At 62.7% G+C, this 19451-nt stretch carries 11 protein-coding genes; all 11 read right to left on the reverse strand.

The window, feature by feature from the left end:
- Nucleotides 1–47 precede the first annotated feature (47 nt).
- The 11 genes from Q7S58_RS04235 to Q7S58_RS04285 all read right to left on the reverse strand — a co-directional run bounded on the left by Q7S58_RS04235 (nt 48) and on the right by Q7S58_RS04285 (nt 19442).
- A complete protein-coding gene (locus tag Q7S58_RS04235; RefSeq protein ID WP_304821163.1) occupies nt 48–1193 on the reverse strand; it encodes a glycosyltransferase in 1146 nt (381 codons plus the stop codon).
- A complete protein-coding gene (locus Q7S58_RS04240; protein ID WP_304821165.1) occupies nt 1190–2635 on the reverse strand; it encodes a hypothetical protein in 1446 nt (481 codons plus the stop codon). Before Q7S58_RS04240 ends, Q7S58_RS04235 begins: the two co-directional genes overlap by 4 nt.
- A complete protein-coding gene (locus Q7S58_RS04245) occupies nt 2635–3858 on the reverse strand; it encodes a glycosyltransferase family 4 protein (RefSeq protein ID WP_304821167.1) in 1224 nt (407 codons plus the stop codon). The genes Q7S58_RS04240 and Q7S58_RS04245 overlap by 1 nt, the downstream gene beginning before the upstream one ends.
- Nucleotides 3855–5759 (reverse strand): asparagine synthase (glutamine-hydrolyzing), encoded by a 1905-nt coding sequence (gene asnB, locus Q7S58_RS04250; RefSeq protein WP_304821169.1) that lies wholly within the window; start codon nt 5757–5759, stop codon nt 3855–3857. Before asnB ends, Q7S58_RS04245 begins: the two co-directional genes overlap by 4 nt.
- A gap of 49 nt (nt 5760–5808) precedes the next feature.
- Complete coding sequence (locus Q7S58_RS04255; protein ID WP_304821170.1) at nt 5809–8634, reverse strand: O-antigen ligase family protein; 2826 nt, start codon at nt 8632–8634, stop codon at nt 5809–5811.
- 104 nt (nt 8635–8738) lie between these two features.
- Entirely contained in the window at nt 8739–11183 is a 2445-nt protein-coding gene (locus Q7S58_RS04260) for a polysaccharide biosynthesis tyrosine autokinase (protein WP_304821172.1), read from the reverse strand.
- Nucleotides 11184–11196: 13 nt separating this feature from the next.
- Nucleotides 11197–12360: a polysaccharide biosynthesis/export family protein gene (locus Q7S58_RS04265; RefSeq protein ID WP_304821174.1), complete on the reverse strand. Its 1164-nt coding sequence runs from the start codon at nt 12358–12360 to the stop codon at nt 11197–11199.
- 419 nt (nt 12361–12779) lie between these two features.
- Nucleotides 12780–14162: a hypothetical protein gene (locus Q7S58_RS04270; RefSeq protein ID WP_304821177.1), complete on the reverse strand. Its 1383-nt coding sequence runs from the start codon at nt 14160–14162 to the stop codon at nt 12780–12782.
- An 85-nt stretch (nt 14163–14247) separates the two neighbouring features.
- Nucleotides 14248–17679, reverse strand: a complete 3432-nt coding sequence (locus tag Q7S58_RS04275) for a LamG-like jellyroll fold domain-containing protein (protein ID WP_304821179.1) — start codon at nt 17677–17679, stop codon at nt 14248–14250.
- Nucleotides 17680–18146: 467 nt separating this feature from the next.
- Nucleotides 18147–18851, reverse strand: a complete 705-nt coding sequence (locus Q7S58_RS04280) for a 4'-phosphopantetheinyl transferase superfamily protein (RefSeq protein ID WP_304821180.1) — start codon at nt 18849–18851, stop codon at nt 18147–18149.
- Between the two features lie 18 nt (nt 18852–18869).
- Nucleotides 18870–19442 (reverse strand): hypothetical protein, encoded by a 573-nt coding sequence (locus tag Q7S58_RS04285; RefSeq protein WP_304821182.1) that lies wholly within the window; start codon nt 19440–19442, stop codon nt 18870–18872.
- Nucleotides 19443–19451: the final 9 nt, after the last annotated feature.

Raw genomic sequence — 19451 nt, forward strand, 5'->3', positions numbered from 1 at the left:
TGCATTATCGACGACACTTGGAAAATTTTGCGACGATTCGGCTCGCCTCAGATGCCATGCGATGCCGCAACTGCACTTCTGCCTTGCGCGAGTTCATCGAACAGCGCGCCCATCAGTCGAATCTGCGCGACCGGATCGCTGAATGCCCGCGCCTTTGCAGGCCCGGCATTGCCAAGTCGCCGCCGCATCGATTCGTCGGTGATCAGACTCCGCAGCGCCGCAGCGACCGCACCGGCGTCGTTTGGTGGCACGCGAATCCCGCAACTCTCATCCACGATTTCCCAAAAGCCCCCAATATCCGTGGTGACGATCGGCAGCCCCGCATCGAGCGCCTCCGTGAACACGATCGGCAAGCCTTCGAGTCCCGTATTCGGCTGGCAATAGATATCCGCCGCGGCGAGAATCCTCGGCACATCCGCGCGCTGCCCCGCGAAGCGGACTCGATCGCCGATTCCTGCGCGCGACGCCTGGCGCTTGAGCGATTCGAGAAACTCATGCTCATGCGCCCGCTGAGCGCCGCCCACCATCCAGCAAACCCAGCCCGGCAACTCGCGCAATTCCGCGAGCGCATCTAGATGAACACCCTGGCCCTTCCAAGCTTCAGGCCGGCATGCCTGCACGATCACGATCGCGTCGTCCGGCGTTTTCATTTCCGCGCGCACGATCGATCGTTCGGTCTTGAGCGAATCTGCCGGCGGCGCGACCGCGTAGTGGACGACGCGAGTCTCGACCTGCGGGAAAATCGCCGCGACACTTTGCGACGTGAAGCGGCTCGGCGCGATCGCGAGGTCCGGCGCCGTCATCCGCGCCCATCGCTCCAGCCAATGCCGTCCGTCGGTCGCCATGTGCAGCCAAAACACCAGCGACCGGCCCGCCGCCCGCGCCACCGGCGCGAAGATCGCGTGCGCCCACGCCATGTGACAAATCACCACGTCGATTTCTTGCTCGTCGATCACTCTCCGCAATCGATTTCGCGCGCGCCAGATCGAGAGCGGCTGCCGCACTCGCACCGCGCCCAAATCGCTCACCGTCGCACCGCTCAAGGCCAACTCGTCTCGAAGCCGCCCGTCGAAGCAGATCGCGAATTGCTGCTCGAGCGACGAATGCGAATCGCGGTAGCGCGCGAGCGTCACCAGCAGCGTCTCGACCCCGCCGTAAAGTTTGCCGCTGACGATATGCAACGCACGCGTCATCCCGAGTCGCCGCTTGCGAACGCCGCGGCGCCGAGCGGCCTCGCGATCCACAAGTCCCGGTTCCAAATCCACGATCTGAGCTGAAAAGTTTTTGCTTCGCGCTTTTCGATCCATCGCGCCGGCGGACGCTCGCCCGGTGTCCCCAACCACGCGACGTATGCGTTTGCCGCGGGCGTCTGCCCGTCCGTCCCGCCGACGACGCGTTCATACACTTTGCAATCCGGGCCCATTTCCTTCAGCAACTCGTCGGAAACCGTCACCGGCGCATTCGCGGGAACCGTCTGGCAGAGCGCCGCCTGAACCGCCGCATGCGCGCGCAGATAACTCTGATGCGCCGCGCTCAGCAGCGCGAAGCCCGACACGAATCCCGCGAGCGCGAACGGCCGCGCCCAATTTGCGATCCAGTCGGGCGCCGACACTGAAAATGAATCGAGCAGCCGCGCCGCCGGGATACACGCGACCATCGAAATCGGAATGATGAATCGCTGGCCCGGAATCGCACCCGCCAGCAACGCCTTCACGCTGCCAACCTGCGCCGACGAAATGTTCAAGCCGTCGCGATAGTAATAGAGCGCGGCCAGTATCAGCGCAGTCGCGCTTGCAATCGGGAGCGCCCATCCGCCCGCCAATCGCGGCGAGAAGACCGCCCATCCAGCCAGCGGAAAAATCGCTAACGACGCGACGTAAAACATAAAGTACGAGGTGAAGTGAAGGCCCGTGAACGACCGCTGATGCCCCAGCATCGTATATACGTTGCGAAACGGACTGCCGGTCGTCTCGAAATTGTAGATGCCCATCATCAAAATCGGTAGCAGCGCGCCCGCGAGCAGCCTGCGCAGGTTCTGCGCCATATCGACGCTGCTTCGTTCGAGCAGCCAGACCGCGCTCGCCACCGCGACGAACGGCATCATCCACGGATGCAGCAACACGCTCGCGCCCAGCATGAATCCCGCGAGCATCGCGCGCGGCGACTCGCGCATCAGCAGCGATAGTCCGAAGAGTCCGGTCACCGCTGACGGCACCGCCGCCATCACGGTTTGAGTGTAATAGAGTGTCCCGGCCAGAAAAAAATAGAGCGCGCTCCAATCGCCGTTTAGTCTCTCTCTTTCCAGCCACGCGCGGATCACGAATGCTCCGAGCACAAAAAATGCCGCCGCGAGCAGAAAGCTCAGCCGCCAATTCAATTTCCACGCGGGCGCCATCATCGCCGTATGAACTATCGAAAACTTCGACACCCGATGCCCGTCGATCCACAGTCCGGCGCCCGGACCCGCGTGATCTGGAAAGATCGTTCCCTGGCTCAGGCTGTACGATAGTTGCAGTGTGTTGCACTCATCCAGAATCGAATATGTCGCGGGATAGTAAACGATGTAGATCGCGCAAAATGAAATCAGCAGGCAGTGGAACAGCCATCGCCGCTGCATAGCGCCCGCGCGATTCATCACGCCGCCGCACTCGCGACGCCATCGTAAATCGGCAGGATGCCCGCGACCAGCCGCTCTCGTCCGAACTGCCGCTCCGCGCTCACCCGCGCCGCCGCTCCGATCCGTTTGCGCAGTTCACCATCTAACGCCAGCCGCTCGATACACTCGGCCAGTCCGTCAACGTCGCCGGGCCGATGCGTCAGCGCATCGACCTTCGGCTCGACGATTTCCGCCGCGCCGCCGGCGCCGCTAGCGATCACCGGCTTCCCGCACGCCATCCCTTCCGCAATTGCGAGCCCGAATGGCTCCGGCTCGGTGCTCGCGTGCACGACGATATCAAGCGCGCGCATCGCCGCCGCCGTATCGTCGAGAAAGCCGGTGAATCCGACGACGTGCTCCACGCCCAGCTCCGTCGCCATCTTGCGCAGGTCTTCGATTCGATGCTGGCTCCCCAAAGTCTCGTAGAGCGAGCCGCCGATCACATACGCGCGCAGCGGAAACTTGCCGGCTAGTTTCGAAAGCGCGCGGAGAAATACTTCGTGGCCCTTCCAGCGCGCCATCGTCGCGATCATTCCCACTCGAATCGTGCCCGACGCCGGCGCATCCATTCCCGCCAACTTGTCCAGGTCCGCAGCCTCGCCGCGCGGATTGAACTTATCGAGATCGACTGCATTATAAATCATCTCGACGCGCAAATTGCCGCCGCACACCGATCTCAGATCTTCGGCCACGCTGTTCGAGTTCGCTATCGCCGCGGTGCATCGATGCGCGTTCGCTCGAATGAGCCGCGACATCAGCGGACGCGATCCGACGTAGTCGCGGATATGCCAGATCAGCGGAGTGCCCGCGGTACGCGCCCACGCACCCAGAATATGCATTTTAAATCCGTTGCTGTGGATCACTTTCGGCGCGCGCTCCGCAATCGCTCCGCGCAATTTATAAAGGTATGCGGCGCCGGGCACGCCGGCGCGTCCAATCCCGCCGGCCAGCGCGAGCCGATCGAGTCGCCGGCCCGCGCCGCTCGCGCTCGAGTCGCCGAGCCGTGATAGCGCGCGCGGAAATGGAATCGCAGTTGCGCGAACGCCAAGCTCGAGCGCGCGATCTATCAACGGTCCTTCCGCTCCCGCGATCAACTCCAGTTGCCATTTCGGCCTTGCGGCTTTGATGCTCTCCATCAGCAACAGTAGACTTCGCTCGGCGCCGCCAAGCTGTCCGGTCGGGTTGAGATAGAGCACCTTCATGCCGCGCAGAGATTGTGCCGCGCCGAAAAATCGCGCAGCACCACGAACGCCAAAACTTGCAGCGCGCTCACGCGCCTGTCGTCTCGTATGAATCGATTCCACGTACCCGCAACGGCCGCCGGATTCAGCCCAAGCTCGCGCCAGCGCGATGCGTCGTTTGCCGCGTCCCGCGCGACCGAATGAAGCGCGCTCCCCGACGCCAGCCATCGCGCCCACGGAAATGTGAAGCCGCGCTTCGCCCGCTGCCATACCGCTGGCGAAACCCGATCGCCCGCGACGTCGAGCAGTAGCGGCTTCGGCCGCGGGTCAGGCGCCTTCCACTCACCCGGCATCGAGAACACCGCTTCGACCAATCGATGGTCCAAAAACGGCACGCGATATTCGATCGGCGCCGCCATGCTGAACGCGTCCGAATCGCGCAGCAGCATATGCCGCAGGTAAAGATTTATTTCGAAGTAGCTGATTCGATTCGTGACGCTGAGTCCCTGCGATTCGCGCCGCAACTCGTCGAGCAAATCCGAACCCAATCCGGTCGCCGGATCGGCCGCCGCCGGCAACGGCATCAGCGCGCGCCGCTCCGCCGGCAGAAACAACTCGCGCCGCAGCAGATACATCGCGAGCGCGTCGGGCGCCCGCCGGCAAGTCTCCGCGAGTTTGAGTCCCGCGCGAGTTCGCATCAGCCCACTCGCGATCCGCGCGCCCCCGCAGAGCAGCGGATTATTCCGCAGCGCGATTGCCCGCGGCACATCCTTGAACGTCGCGTATCCGCCGAACAATTCGTCGCCGCCGAGTCCCGAAAGCGCGACCGTCAGTCCCGCCACGCGCGCCGCCTTGCTGACGAAATAGGTGTTGAAGCCATCCACCGTCGGCTGATCGATCGCCGCGAGCGCATTTTCCAGATGTCCCAGCACCTCGGCCGCCGAAAGCCGGATATTCTGATGCTCGACCGCGAAGCGCGCGGCGGTCGCCGCTGAAATTTCGCTCTCGTCGAATTCCGGAGCATCGAAGCCGATCGTCAGCGTCTTCAAGACGCTGGTCGATTCGCCCGACGCGATCGCCAGCAGCGCCGACGAATCGATTCCACCGCTCAGAAAAATTCCGAGCGGCGCGTCGCTCGCAAGATGAAGCTTGACGGTCTCGCTGACTACTTCGCGGAGGCGCTCCACCGCGATCTCGCGCGACGCCGATTCGGCGTGCGCAATCGGCAAGCTCCAGTAGCGTTTGCGATGCATTATAGTGCCGCTCGCGAGATCCAGCCGAATCATCTCGCCGGGCCGCACCATCTCGATCCCCTTCACCAGGCTCGAATAGCCCTGCACGGCGCCTTGCGCAAGAAAACTCTCGACCGCCGCCGGATCGATTTCTCTCGCAACAATTTCCGGTCCCAGCGCCAGAATCGCCCGCATCTCACTCGCGAACGCGAGACCGCCGCCCACGATTCGATAAAAGTAGAGCGGCTTGATCCCCAGCCGATCGCGCACCAGGTAGCCGACGCCGCGCGCCGGATCGATCAGGCCGATCGCGAACATCCCGCGCCAGCGCTCGATTGCGCCCTCGCCGTAAGCGCGGTAGCTATGCAGGATCGCTTCCGTGTCGCATCGCGTGCGGAACAAATGGCCTTTGGCGGCGAGTTCCGCTTCGAGTTGCTTGAAGTTGTAAATCTCGCCGTTGAATGTCACCCACAGCGCGCCAGGATCGTTCGCCGATCGATCCGTCATCGGCTGATGCCCCGCCGGCGAGAGATCGAAAATCGACAGCCGCGTATGCACGATCGACACGGTCGGCGCCGGCTGCACGAAGCCCTCGTCGTCGGGGCCGCGATGACGCAACGCGTCGAGCAGCCGGCGCGATAGCACGCCGCCTTCGTCGCGAACGCCGATCAATCCGCCGATTCCGCACATTTGCTTGCTACCTGATCTCCAAACGCGTCGATTGAAATCTGCCGCGAACTTAGTCGCGTCCCTTGTGCAACTCGGAATCGGCCGCGTCGGCGAGCTTGCGCTTGAATGCCGCGACCGTCTGCGCGACGACCTGATTCTGCGGCGCCAGCGCCGCCGCCCGTTCGTAGGCCTTCCCCGCCGCGCTGTAGTCGTAGTTTTTCTCCGCGACCGCCGCGAGCTCCAGGTACGCCTCTGCCGAATCCGGCTTCAGCCGCGTCGCCGTGTCCATCATGATCATCGCCCGCGCGTATCGCTGGTCGCGATCGTACAGCCGGCCCAGCTCGATGGTGCAGTCGTAGGATTCGGCGTCGATTTCCAGCGCGCGATTTAACGCCTGCTCGGCGATATCGCGCCGCCCGCGCTGCTGCGCTCCGATCGCGACGCTCAACTCGAGCCGGCACGCGTCCACCTGGTTTGCGATTCCCTGCTCGATAACGCTGCGCGCGCGTTCATACTCCTCGTGCGGAACCAACACGCCCGCGATCAGTGCGGCGTAATTCTGCGCGTCGTCCGGGTCGGCCTCGATCGCTCGCTCGAAAAGCTCACCGGCCTTGCGCGGCTCGCCTGTCGCAGCATACGCGTCGCCGGCCTCGCGCAGATATTGCGCGCGCCGCTGCCGGTCCCGCTCGTTCGACGCCGCCTGAACAAACAGGTTCGCGCGATCCGCCGTCCTGCCGAGCGCCGCGTAATACTCGCCGAGTGTCAGCACCGAGCCGCGAAAGCCGTCCGCCACCGCGCGCCCAAGGCCCTTTTCGATCGCGCGACGCTGATCGTCCGCCAGCCACGGCAGAAGCCGCGGACTCATATAAGGATGCGCCCGCGAATCGGGCGCAACGTATGTCGATTGACCGATCTCGTTCATCGCATCGGCGCGCCGACCGCGATCGAGCAAATCCTGCGCGTAGCTGTCGCGCGCCCGCGGACTCGTCGGATCGAGCCACGCCCACGTCGCGATTTCACGCGAGCGCGCCGCCGGCGTCATCGTCGATCCGAAGCGAGCCAGGATTGATTCGTGAACCGAGGGATTGCCCGAATAGCTGAGCAGCAGATTGCGCGCGTCGGCGATCGTTCGCGGCTTGCCGATATCATACGGATACGGTGCGCCATGCTGCCGCATCGCAACGATTCCAAGCACCATCGCCGTTGCAATCGCCGGCCCGTAAATCCATCGTCGAAGATTCGCGACAGCCGTTTGCATGCCGGACGCAGATTGCGCGGCGCCGATCCGCAAGCCCAACGCCGCGAGCATCGTGAACAAAATCAGATTGGCCGGGATGTGCAAATCGAAGTCCACCAACTCGATTATCGACATCACGATCAGGCCGGCGATTATCGCGGCCATCGCGGGCGCCAGATGCGTCGGCGCCGACCGCAACGCTGTTCGGAGCCGTGCGGCGATTCGGACCATCAGCCATCCAAGCAATGCGACGCCGACCACGCCGGCATCGACCATCATCTCGAGATAATCGTTGTGCGCCGCGTTGTTGATTAGCCCGGTTCGCGGCGGCGGCTGGAACCGAAAAAATATCTCCGGCCACGCGCCCATCCCGACGCCGAACAGCGGAAACTCGCGCACGATTTGCGGCGTCCGGGCCCACACCGAATAGCGCCCGCGCAAATCGAGTCCGCCGTGCAGCACCGTATCGCCGAATCGTCCGATCGTTTGCTCGCGCCCCTGCTGGCCCGCGAATATCAGCGCGAGCACTGCCAGCGCCGCAAGAATTCCAACCGATACCGTCAGCGGATTCGCTTTCGCTGTTTCTCCTTCGACGCCGACGCGATCGCGCGATCGAAGATGAACCAGCGCGATCATCAGCGACGCGCCCACACCCAGTCCAATCCATCCGGCGCGCGATTGGCTGAGCGCCACCGCCACGAAAATCACGAATGTCGCGAACCCGTACATCACGCGAGTCGCGAGGCCGCTGCTCGAGCGCGCCGGAAAACCGCCGAATATCAGTCCCGCGAGCGCGAGCGGAAAGATCATCGCGAGGTAGCCCGCGAAGTGATCCGGATTCACGAACGGCCCGCACGCGCGGCGCGCCGCCTCGCCCAGATTCGGCGCGCCCCAATCGTACGGAACCATCACCCACAGGATTTTCCCGTTCCACGTCCCCCAATTCGCGAGGCCCGCAAGCGCGACGATCACTCCGCTCGCCAGAATCGCGAGCATCAGAACTCGCGTCAGCGCAAAGCCTTCCTTCACTTCGCGCCCGGCGCCGGCCGGATAGAAGATCGTCGCGAAGAACAGCGCGATCAACGCGAGCGCCCCGATCAATGCAGCAATCGTGAGCGGCCACGCGATCGATAGCGGCCGCCATCGACGCGCGTATATCTCCGGCGCCGCGCGTATCTGCTCGACTTTTTGCGCCCGCCCGATTTGCGCCGGTTCTGCCGCCGCACTTGATCCGATCTCGCCCCGATTCAGTGCGACCGGCGCGAACGGTATCGCCGCGCCGCGGCGAACTTCATCTTCCGTCGGCAGGATCACCGGCCCGTCGCTCTTCGATACCGACACCGCTGTCCCCGGGTCATTCAAACTTTCGTGTGGCGCCGTGCTCGGCCAGCCGGGATAAACCTGGCGGTAGAATCGATACGTCGAAGGTGAGATCGCTTGCAGCATCGCGGGCGGCAGCGGGATCAACTGGAATCCCACGAACAGCACCAGAATTCCGCATGGAACGCGAAGCGCGCGCAGCAGCCCGGCGTCGATTCGCCCCGCGCTACTATCAGCGCCCGCGATCGACTTGAGCTTCACCATCCACAGCGCGAACAGCGCGAAGCACATCAACTCCGCGAGCCTGTATGCCCACGGATAGACCGACCCGAACAGCATCGGGCCGGAAAAAATGAGGCAACCCGCGGTTACCTCAAATAGCCTGTCAGGATTGAGGCGAATGCGCGAAATGGCGTTGGCCTGCGGGAGTTGGCGGGCGCGATCTACCGGTTCATGAAGTCCGCGGCATCGGGCATCTCGATATCCGCATTCGCGCTGCCTTCGAGAATCTCGTTGGTATAGTGGTAGTAATAATTCTTGTAGTACTTGTATTCCGGGCTCTGCAGATTGACCTTGTTGAGCAGCACGCCGAATATCTTCGCGCGCGCATATTTCAGCCGCGCGCACGCCACCCGAATCTGCTGCTTCGCCGTGGTCGCGCTGTTCACTACTACGACCACGCCATCGGCCATCGTCGACAGCACGATCGAATCGCTGACCGGCAGGATCGGCGGCGAATCCACGATCACGAAATCGAAGTGAGCCGCCGCCTCGCTGATGATCTGCTTCATCTTCTCCGAGCCGAGCAGCTCGGTCGGATTCGGCGGCAGCGATCCCGACGTCAGTACCGATAGCCCCTCGACCTCCGTCTGCCGGATCATTTCGAACGTATCGCGCCGCCCCGTCAGCACTTCGGTAAGTCCCGGCTCCTTGTCCATCGCGAACACGCGATGCACTCTTGGCTTGCGCAAGTCCGCGTCGATCAGCAGCACCTTGGCCCCGGTATGCGCAAACAGCACGGCCGAGTTGGTCGAGGTGACGGTCTTGCCCTCGCCGCTGGTGGTGCTCGTCATCAGGATCACTTTCGGCGGCGCGCCCGCGCGCGACAGCAGGATTCCCGTGCGCAGCGTCCGGTACGCCTCACCGTGCACCGAGTACGGACTGAACGCGCCGATCAGTTCGCGCGGATGCCCATTGACGGACGGCATCTTCGACGACGATATCGCGCCCGCCTTCGACCCATTGCGCATCGCGGTCGAGATTACGTTCTTTAATTTTCGGCGGCCGTTGCGATTGTCGCCGTCCTGCTGCGAGAACAGCGGCACCACCGCCAGGTTGGGAACTCTGAGGTACGATTCCACTTCTTCCGGCGTCTTCAGCCGGTTGTTGAGGAACTCCAGCAGAAATGCCAGCGCGATTCCCGCCACCAGCGACAGCACCGCCGCTTCCATCACGCTCTGCATGATCTTCGGACTCGACGGACCGCCCGGCACTTCCGCGCTATCGATCACCACCACGTTCGAGGATCGCGCCTGCGCCGCCAGCCCGACGTCCTTCATCCGCTGCAGCACGCTGTTGTACAGCTCGCGATTGGTATCGACCTCGCGCTGCAGAATCGCGTACTCGACCGCCGCGTCATTCAGCCCGAGCGCGTGCGCGCGATCGCGGTCCATCTCTTCCTGCAGCTTCTGCTGCCTGATCTGCGCCTGCTTGTACGCCGATTCGATACTTGATCGCACCCGCTGCACTTCTTCGTCGATACTGTGCTGCACTTCATCCCGCTTCGCCTGCAGCCGCGCGAGCGGCGGATAATCCGGCTTGAACTGCTTCGCCATCCCCGCGTATTCGGTCGAGAGCTGATCGTATTCCGCGCGCAGTTGCTGCAGCGCCTTGTCCTCGTGCAGTTGCGGCAACACTTCGTACTGCCGGTTGCGCACCATCTGCACCTGCGATTCCATCTCGAGCGTCGCCACCTGCGCTTCGGTCAGGTCCTTGCTCAACACCGCGAGCCGATCGAGCACGATCGTTTCCTTGCCGTCGAGCGACATCAGCCCCGGCACGATCCCCTGGTCGCGCCGGTACCGATTCAGCGCATACTCGGACTTCTGCAGCTTCTCCTTGAGCTCGACCAGCTTCAGTTGCAGGAACTTCTGCGCTTCCTCGTTCGCCTGGCTGTGCAGCTCGATCCCTTGCCGGATGTATGCGTGCGCGTGCGCGTTGGACAGCCGCGCCGACAGTTCCGGATCGGGCGTGGTGAATTCCACTTTCACCAGGTTGGTGTCCGGCACCGGCCGCACCGCGAGACCGCCCATGTACGCGCCGACCGCCGCCGGGCTCACTCCGTCCAGTTCCGGAGCCGGGTCCGCGCTCGAAGCGGCGGCCTTCCTCGGTTCTGATTTTCCCGCGACCCCGTGAATCCAGTGTCCGATCGCCGCCTTGGCCGAGCCGTACCAACCGGGCGCGCTCTTCTGTCGCGAAGTCAGCCGCTTTTCGAGGCCGTTGTACTTGATCGCGCTGACCGCCAGGCTCCGGCTCTTGAGTATCTCGTATTGAGTCTTGTTGAAGGTCTCGTAGTAGTCGTATTGGTCGGTGCTGGAATTGTCCCCCTGCACCTGGCTGCCGAATATCTGCGGCGTCCCAGGCTTGATCAGCATCGTCGCGCTGGCCGTGTAAAGCGGCGTCTCGATTAGAACCCGGATCGTTTTGAGCGCGCTGAAGCCGAGACAGATCGCGACGATCAGCGGCAGATGCTTTCTGATCGTGCGCCAGTATTGATTGAAATCGATCCGCCCTTCGTCCTCGTCGAAAAAATGGATCCGATTGTCATTCGGATCGATTTCGTCGAGCGCCGCCGTGCGGCGGATGAAGTATGGCGAAGGTTGCGTCATCGGAATTTCCGCCTCAGAACGTGTAGCCCGGCACCGGTACGCGCGTCAGCAGGTTGTACACCACGTAGGGAGCGATCTTCAGGTCCGAGTACGGCACATCGATTACATCATTGGCGCGCACCGGGATATCCGGATCCTCGCCCTTGGAAATTCTAACCAGGTTCATCGGGATCGATACCTTGCTGCCGGTTCCGTCACTGCGAATCAGCGTCGCCCGGGTCGGATCTGCCGCGAACATCGCGCCGCCCGCGGCGCCCACCGCGCCCAGCACCGATAGCCCCGATCCGACCTGAAAAAATCCCGCCTTATAAACCCAGCCCGTCACCATCACGTTGCCGCCGCCCGGCACCACTATAATGTCGCCTGGACTGGCCGGCATGTTCACATACTTGCGACTGCCCGTCATCGCGGTCTTGAGCGGTATCACCACGGCCGGGCCGTTGCCCAGATTCTGCTCCAGGCTCACGACATCCACCACGCCTCCCTGCGCTTGCTCCCGGTCGGGCGATTGTCCCTTTGCGATCGCCGGACGCACCGTCTTGCCCGCGGTCCGACTCGGTTCAGCGTACGCCGCCGCCAGCTCCGCCAGTTTGCCGCGACCGCCCTTTACTTCCGGCAAAATAACAATTTCGTCGGCCGCGTCCGGCGTCATTCCACCCGCCTGCGTGATGACATCCAGGATGCTATCGCCCGACCCGGTAAGCACCACCAGCCCGGGTCTGCGGACCGCTCCGACCACCGCGACCTGCCGGCTGTGGTACTCCTTCACGAACACATCGACCTGCGGATCGTACATGTACTTGCCGAGCGCCGCTTTCAACCGATCGCGAAACCCGCTCTCGCTCATCCCCGACGCCTGCACGATTCCGATCAGCGGCAGCTCGACTTCCCCGTTGCCACTCACGCGAACGGTTCGATCCTTCAGATCGTCCACGCCCGGCGCCGATACTTCGATCACGTCGCCCGGTCCGATCGGATAATCAGTCGAATCCTTGGCGGTGGCACGCTTCTCCCACAGCGCATCCAGTCTCTCGATATTGATCTCCGACGACCCGATACTTGGCACTCTCGGATCGATAGCCGGCGCTCGACCGATCTCGGCTGGCTCGGGCGGAATTGGCGGAGCACTGGCGCACGCGGCCAGCCCGATCGCCAGCAACAGAGCATTTGCCGCCAACGCCATGCAACTTGTCAGCTTGTTCGTCTTCAATCGCTTTTATTGGCGCTCGACTCTATCACTGATCCAGTTGCTAACGCTCACGCAGATACCACAAAAGATCGCGCGTATGCGTCCGCCCTCCCTTGGATTCGCTAATCGCAAGGACGCGCGACCCCCTTGGAACAACGCTCGACACGCCGTCGATCGCGACTCATCGGCGGTTCCGCAAAATTCGGCCACTGGTAAGTTCGTCACATTGATGAAGAGCCTACACCCGCCAAAGGGAATAGTATTGTCAAATAGCATCTAATACAACAGGTTTGGACGCGTAGATGTGATGTAATTTCGACGTTCGATCGCGAGTTGCAGGAGAGCAATCACCCGCCAAGTCGAAAAGCGATAGCGTTCGAGTGGATAAAATTCAGGTCGGGAATCTACTAAACACTATCGAGCGGCGTAAAAATTGAGAACTTGCCGAAGTAACCGATCCCGCTGAGCATCGCAAACAGCGGAACCGCCGGGATTCGATACCGCGACATCGCAGCCGGCAATGCCGCCGGCAGGATCATCAACATCGCCGCCACCAGCAGAAACGCGATCATCATTTTCTCGCGGCCGGCCTTTCTTCTTATCTTTATAAACGCGATCGCAATTCCCGCCCACGTCACGAGCATCAGCACGGATTGCAACCCGACCAGCAGCGTCAATACCGGCGAACTTAGCAAATCGCGTAGCCGCGTTGGGACATCTGACGTCGCGACCTCGAGCCGCTTCGCTCCGCCGGACGTTTCAATAAAGGGCGCCAGATTCGCGCGGTCCGGTATCCAGAGCAGCCACGCCAGGGAGCGCGCCGTCACCGCCGCGGCGCCGATCGGATCGTTGGCATAGATACCGATCGAATGCGTGATCATCTTATGCTGCTTGCTTGGGGGCGTGTCAGGGTAATTCTCGAACCTCTCGCCGATCTCATTCGCCAGCTCGCGCTGAACCACCGGAAATTGCAGGCCAGTCCGATTCCACACAACACCCGCCGCGCCAAAATAGTAAAGCGCCAGCGCCCCGTCGGTGCTGATCGTCCAGACCCCGCTCCGCACGCGATTCCTCGCCACCCACCCCGCCGTAACGAGGCCAGGTATCGCCGCGGCTACGATCGCGATCGCTGCCCTGCGGCGCCAGTCACCGCTCGAGGCGATCAGAGCCGCCGCACCGGCAAAGATCGGCAGCGAAAGGCCAATCGGCCGCACCAGGATCGCCGCGCCCGAAATCACTGCCGCGCCAACGATCAGCATGATACCCTCGCGGTCGCTCTGGCCGCGCCCGATTGCGATCAGTTCGAGGCAAATCGCCGCCGTCACCAGGCCCTGAAAAAGGCCGTCGGACATCACGCGGTCGCCGTTTACGATCGAAGGCACGTCCAGCGCCAGCAGGATCGCCGCCGTCGCACCGGCGCGGATTCCCCAGAATTTCGCGGTGGTCAGCCCCGCGACCAAGCACGCGAGCGCGCCGATTATCGCCTGCACGAACAGCGCAGCCTTGAGACTCGGCATCGCCGCCAGGAACAGCGGATAGCCCGGCGTGCGCAACACTTCCGCCGCCGCGCATCCCGTCGCTAGATCTTTTGCGAAGCCGCATCCGGCTCTAAGCCCGTCTGCCAGTTCGACGTAGCGCGACGAATCATTGTCCATCGCCCACGCATCGAGGCTTCGGAACAGGGGCGCGGCTCTTATCGCGAACGCGAAAATCGCGATCGCCGGCACGATCCATCTTTGTCTGTCGCTCGGCAGGAAGAACCGGTTCATGGTGAAGCTACTATCGGTCACATGGCGCGATCACATCCAGACGCGGATGCAGCGCATCCACCGCTCGTGTCGCGCCCGAGAATCGGCGTCTATCTTCTCCGCCAGTTTACTTCCCGATGCAATTGACGTTGATCGTATCGCCATGCATGTCGGCGCTCGCCGGCTGAGTCAGCGTGACGTGATTGGCGTCGCTCCACACCTGCTTCATCGCAGCGCCGGCCGTGATATCCTCCGCGACGCATACCGGCTGATTCGCAAACGCCGCCGCGCTTCCCATCGCGACTGCACAACTGGTCTGCGTCCCGCCGCCCACCACGATCGCGAATGCATTGTTAGTTCCGCCCGCCACGACCGATCCGTTCGGCGACGATCCGCATGCCGACACCGTCGGCGTCGTATTCGCGACGCCGTTGGTGACCGACGACAGGATCCCGCCGTTGCCCAGCGTGAGACTCTTCAGCGAGCTCTGATCGGCGATTGCCTGCGCCTTCGTCAGATCGTCCGCCAGCGCCACCCCCGACGCGCCGAGCGATCTGCCGTTGATCACCGGGTTGATCCACATGACCGGATTGCCCGGCGACGTTGTCCCGATAAACCCGATCAGCGGCGCCGGAGTGCCGCTCGTCTCGACGTGAGTGCCGATCAGCGTGACGCCGATTCCGTTGTCTTTGGGATTGATTTGAATTGCGTTCTGCATGCCGTCCTGCAAGTCGCCGCCGATGAACTCATAAGTCCCCGATTGCGACACCTTGACCGGCACCTGTGATCCTCCGGTCTCGAAATCTACCGCGACGTCTTCGAAAACGTAGTCGTGGAACACCACGCTCGACGCCGCGTTCAGATCATTTAGCGTCTGACTCCCCGGCGAGATGAAGAGCTGCGAATAAACTCCGCCCGCATCGGTGAGATTCAGCCCGTAGTATCCCGGCATCACCGTGAGCCAATCCGCTTTCACCAGGCCCGACGCGCCCGATATCTCCAGCGCCGCCTCGCCGAACGCCGCCGCATTCAAAAACAGATGATTCAGATGCGCGCCGTAAGAGTTGTTGTAGATCCGAATCGGGCAAACCAGTCCGCCCGCCGCCAGATGCTCCAAATTCAGATACAGCGATCCCACCGCCAGCACGCTGTAGCTGCCGCCGCTGAAGCCCAGGTAGCTGATCCGATTGTTCGCAGAGCCGCCCAGCAAATCGAAATTGTGGATCGGTATCCACTTCGGCACCGCGCCCGAACCCGTCACCGTATCGACCTTGATCAGCGTGTCGCGCACCTCCGCGATGTTCATCAGGAACATCGTGTTGCCGTCCGATCCGAATTTCGTGCTCGGCGCCGTGAAGTTCGACGTATGCCGCGCCAGGTCCGATATCCGGATCGAGTCGAGTTGTCCCTGGAACTGGCTGCTCACGTTGATTCCGTTGAATTGCGCCTTGTTGCCCAGCACGAAATTCTCAGCCGGCTTCTGCACGATCGTTCCAGTCGCCGGCTGCGACGCCCCGATCTGTACGCCGTCGAGAAACAGCCGCACGAACGATCCGTCGTAATTGAGCTCGATCGCGTGCACCACGTCCGGCGTGAAATTCCCCGCCGTCGATACGCACTGTTGTCCGCTGCCGCTGGTCGTGAAGCATCCCGTCAGCGTATTCGGCGATCCCGGCTGCACATGGATATCGACCGCGCTGTCGATCCCGTTGACCCGATACAAGTCGTCGCCGAAGCTCGCCATGATGTACGGCTGCCCGAAACCGGTGCCGGTCATCTTCGCGAACAACTCGACGCTGATCGACGCCATCCCATTGAGCGGTTGCGCGTTGTGGAATACCGCCGATCCGTTGTTGCCCTGGGTCGCATCCTTCAGGTTCACGTACCAGTACTTGCTGCCGGGAAAATTGAGCGAGTTGCCCGCTCCCGTCGCCAGTGAAGGCGCGAGGAACGCTCCGAGGTCCGTGATATTCTGGGGACTCTCTACGTAAAAAATCGGGAATTGCCCCGGACCCAGCGCTGGCACCGAGGCATTGATTATCGACGTATACTCTCCGTCGCCGCGAACGTTGATCGGCGATCCGCAGCTCATGATGATCGAAAACGTCGTCCGATAACGGCCCGCCGGAAAATACACCGTCGGCGTCTGGATCGGATCGATCGCTGCCGCGGCGCACGCCGCGTCATACGCCGCCTGGATCGCCAACGTATCGTCGGTCAGATTGTCGCCTCGCGCGCCGCCCGCGTAAGCCGGATTGCGCACGTTGAACAGCCCGTCGTTGTTGAACCCCGCGATCGACGGAGTCCCGCCGTCCGACGACCCGGCCAGCGAAACCAGTTCCGCGTAGGCGTCGCCTTGCAGGATCGGCGAAGCGCTCGCCACCGACGCTGCCTTGATCGCGATCTGCGCCGCCGACAGTGTCGCGCTGCCGCCGCAACAAAATGACGTCGTCGCCACCACGCTCGATCCCGCCGGATGCACCTGCGTGTAGGCGCCCGCCGAATGAGGCAGATTGCCGCCCGGCGTTTGCTGCCACGCGAGCGTCCCCCGGCTGAACGATACCGCCTGCGCGTAGCCGCTCGATCCCGCCCCGAATACCAGCACCAATTCGCTCGGCGCCGCGATCGTCAGCGGCGACAGCGTCACCGACGTCCCGCCGACGCTCGCAAACGTCGAACTGTCGATCGGCGCGCTCACGTTCGCGCCCGTGATCGCCATGATCCCGCCGACCGCGTATTGCCCGCCGGTCCACGTCCATTGATAACTCGACGGCTCGCTGCTCCCCGCCACGTGAAAGTACTCGACCAGCATCCCGCCCGCCGAGTCCGAACGCACCGGCGTCCATCCCGACGGCGGCGTGATCGTGAGATTCGCCTGGATAAAAAACGACGCGACCTCGAGCATCCCCGCCGCAAGGCACGATGGTTTTGGGAAAGTGATCGATCCGCCGCCCGCCACCTGTCCGACACTCGAGCACGCCACCGCCGGCGGCGGCGAATCCACCAGCGTTGCCTTCGCCTGGTTCGAGTAAAGCGGCGCCTTGCCATCGAGCACGGTCTGCACGATCGGGTTCGGCAGCGGTCCCGACAGATCGTTGCCGCCCGCCTGCCCGAATACGAGCGCGTCGCCCGCCGCGGTTCCATTCGCCAGGCCTGTGAGCTTGTTCCCGTTGGCGTTCAGATTCGCCTCCAGCGCTTCCGTCGCGCATGACCACACCCCGCGCGTAGCGCGCGCCCACGCCCCCGATCCGCTGCCCGCGCATGGCGCGACGCGCTTGCAGTCCTGGCAGTAGAACAGCATGCCGTCCGCGGGTATCGGCAAGTTCGCGAACGCCAGGCTGACGATCGTCGGCGATATCGGCTGCACGCCCGAGAATCGATTATTGATCGCTGTGCGAAACTGAAGTCCCGCCCCCACCCCGGTGAAATTCGGAATCGGCCGATACGCGCCCGGCGGCGGCAATTGCGCATGCGCGCTGGTGCACGTCCAGACCATCGCCGCCAGCGCCGCCGCTGCGCACCTGATTGCTGCCCCCATCGAAGTTCGAGTCAACTGCATTCGATGCACCTGCCGGTCGGTTATTCGGTCGCGGCCTGCATCTCGCAACGATCGTGTCCTGCGCCAACTACGGCGGAATCGGTTCGAGCCGGAGTCTTACACGCAGCGTCAAACCGGCATAAGGCTGAACAGTTCAGGGCCGAACTGTTCAGGACGCCGCCTCGCTCGTTTTTTGTCCTGAGAGTCTGTGAATGTTTGTCTGGATGAGAACAATCCGACGACTTTTGTCGCTCTGGGAGTCGGTGAATTGTAGGTCGCGCGCGATCCGACGACTAACGTCATCTCGAACCGAAGCCCGATTGAAAGCTCCCTTACATCATCCTGAGAGTCTCTGAATTTTCTGCGAGCAAGCTGGCCACGCGGTCATTCACCGAGCGCTGCCTCCATCCGTCATCCTGAGGCTGCCGTAGTCGAAGGATCTCGGAGTAAGGCCAAGCTCGGGATTGCTGTACCCTCCCTCGATGAGCTCAGCGAAAGCGCGGACCGACCACCCTAATCCCGACGCCCTCGACTACCAGCGCCGCCACGTGCGCCGCCGTCGGCCGAATCGAAAACATCGACCATCCCGCCCATTCCGCGCCGCGCTTTATTTCAGCCGGCTCACCGGGCCGCAGCGTTACCTCGAAGCTTTTCAGATCGCGCGATAGTCCGTCGCCGCGCGCCTTGACGCAGGCCTCCTTCCGCGTCCAGCAATTGAAGAAGGCTTCCGCCTGATACTCCGCCGGCAGCGCTCGCAGCGCCGCGACTTCGTTCGCCGCAAAGAAATTCTCGGCGACTCGTCCCGCCGCCGCCTTTTCATCGATCGCCTCGATATCGACGCCGACCTCCCGCTTGCGCGCGAACGCATACATAGCGAGGTCATGCGTATGCGACAGATTGAAGCGCAGATCCGCTCCCGTCTCGGCGCCCAGCGACGGCTTGCCCCACGCGTTGTATTCGATTTGGATCGATTCGGCCGGCCGCCCCAGATACTCCGCCAGCATCTCGCGCAACCGCGCGCGCGCCACGATGAATCTTCTCCGATGATGCGCGAACTGGTAGCGCTGCGCGCGCTCGATTTCGTCCGCGCTCAGGATCGCTTCTGATCGCGCCAGGTCCTCATCGATACGCTCGAGCCGCACGCACCAGATGTGAACTTCGTCTTCCGCTATCTGATGCACATTCGGCGACAAGTTCGGATGCGTCTCCGCTCAAAATTGAACCAGCAATCCTTCGGTAACACCGAACTGGCACGGACGAAAATCGACGAAATATTTATGCTCTCCGCCGCGCCGAATCTTTGGCGCCACCTGCTCGATGCATCCAGCCCGCCAGATTCCGTCCACCAGCGCGAAATCGATCGAGCCGTCAGGATAATCGCTAACATCCGGATACTCCTCGACCCCTCTCAGCTCATACCTGATGCTGCCGGATTGTTTGAGCCGGCTCGATACCAATCGATACCAACCCGGATCGCTTTCGATACTATGCAGCCAGCCGCATCGCTCGGCCAACCACAACGTCGACATTCCCGAACCGAATTCTATGACGCGCCAATCGCGTTCGATCGCTCGGTCAAGAAACTTGACCGCACGATACGAAATCCACGGAGTCGCAGAGCGATACCCGAAGTATCGCGCGCCGATCGCGCTGAACAACGCCTGCGGTGCGAACAGCGCCCCGGCGAAATCCACCAAGTCGCCTTTCTCGTCATGGAAACGTGTGCGCTTGAAATCGGACCCCGCTATTAAGTGCTCCGTGAGCGCCATGCCCTTGCGACGCATTCGTTGCAC

Origin of the sequence: Candidatus Binatus sp. (assembly GCF_030646925.1) — a bacterium.
Lineage (GTDB): Bacteria > Desulfobacterota > Binatia > Binatales > Binataceae > Binatus.

Bases quoted from the DNA above. Each gene is read 5' to 3' on its own strand.
- Q7S58_RS04235 (WP_304821163.1), bottom strand. From the start codon at position 1,193: ATGACGCGTGCGTTGCATATCGTCAGCGGCAAACTTTACGGCGGGGTC.
- Q7S58_RS04240 (WP_304821165.1), bottom strand. From the start codon at position 2,635: ATGAATCGCGCGGGCGCTATGCAGCGGCGATGGCTGTTCCACTGCCTG.
- Q7S58_RS04245 (WP_304821167.1), bottom strand. From the start codon at position 3,858: ATGAAGGTGCTCTATCTCAACCCGACCGGACAGCTTGGCGGCGCCGAG.
- asnB (WP_304821169.1), bottom strand. From the start codon at position 5,759: ATGTGCGGAATCGGCGGATTGATCGGCGTTCGCGACGAAGGCGGCGTG.
- Q7S58_RS04255 (WP_304821170.1), bottom strand. From the start codon at position 8,634: ATGCTGTTCGGGTCGGTCTATCCGTGGGCATACAGGCTCGCGGAGTTG.
- Q7S58_RS04260 (WP_304821172.1), bottom strand. From the start codon at position 11,183: ATGACGCAACCTTCGCCATACTTCATCCGCCGCACGGCGGCGCTCGAC.
- Q7S58_RS04275 (WP_304821179.1), bottom strand. From the start codon at position 17,679: ATGCAGTTGACTCGAACTTCGATGGGGGCAGCAATCAGGTGCGCAGCG.
- Q7S58_RS04285 (WP_304821182.1), bottom strand. From the start codon at position 19,442: ATGCGTCGCAAGGGCATGGCGCTCACGGAGCACTTAATAGCGGGGTCC.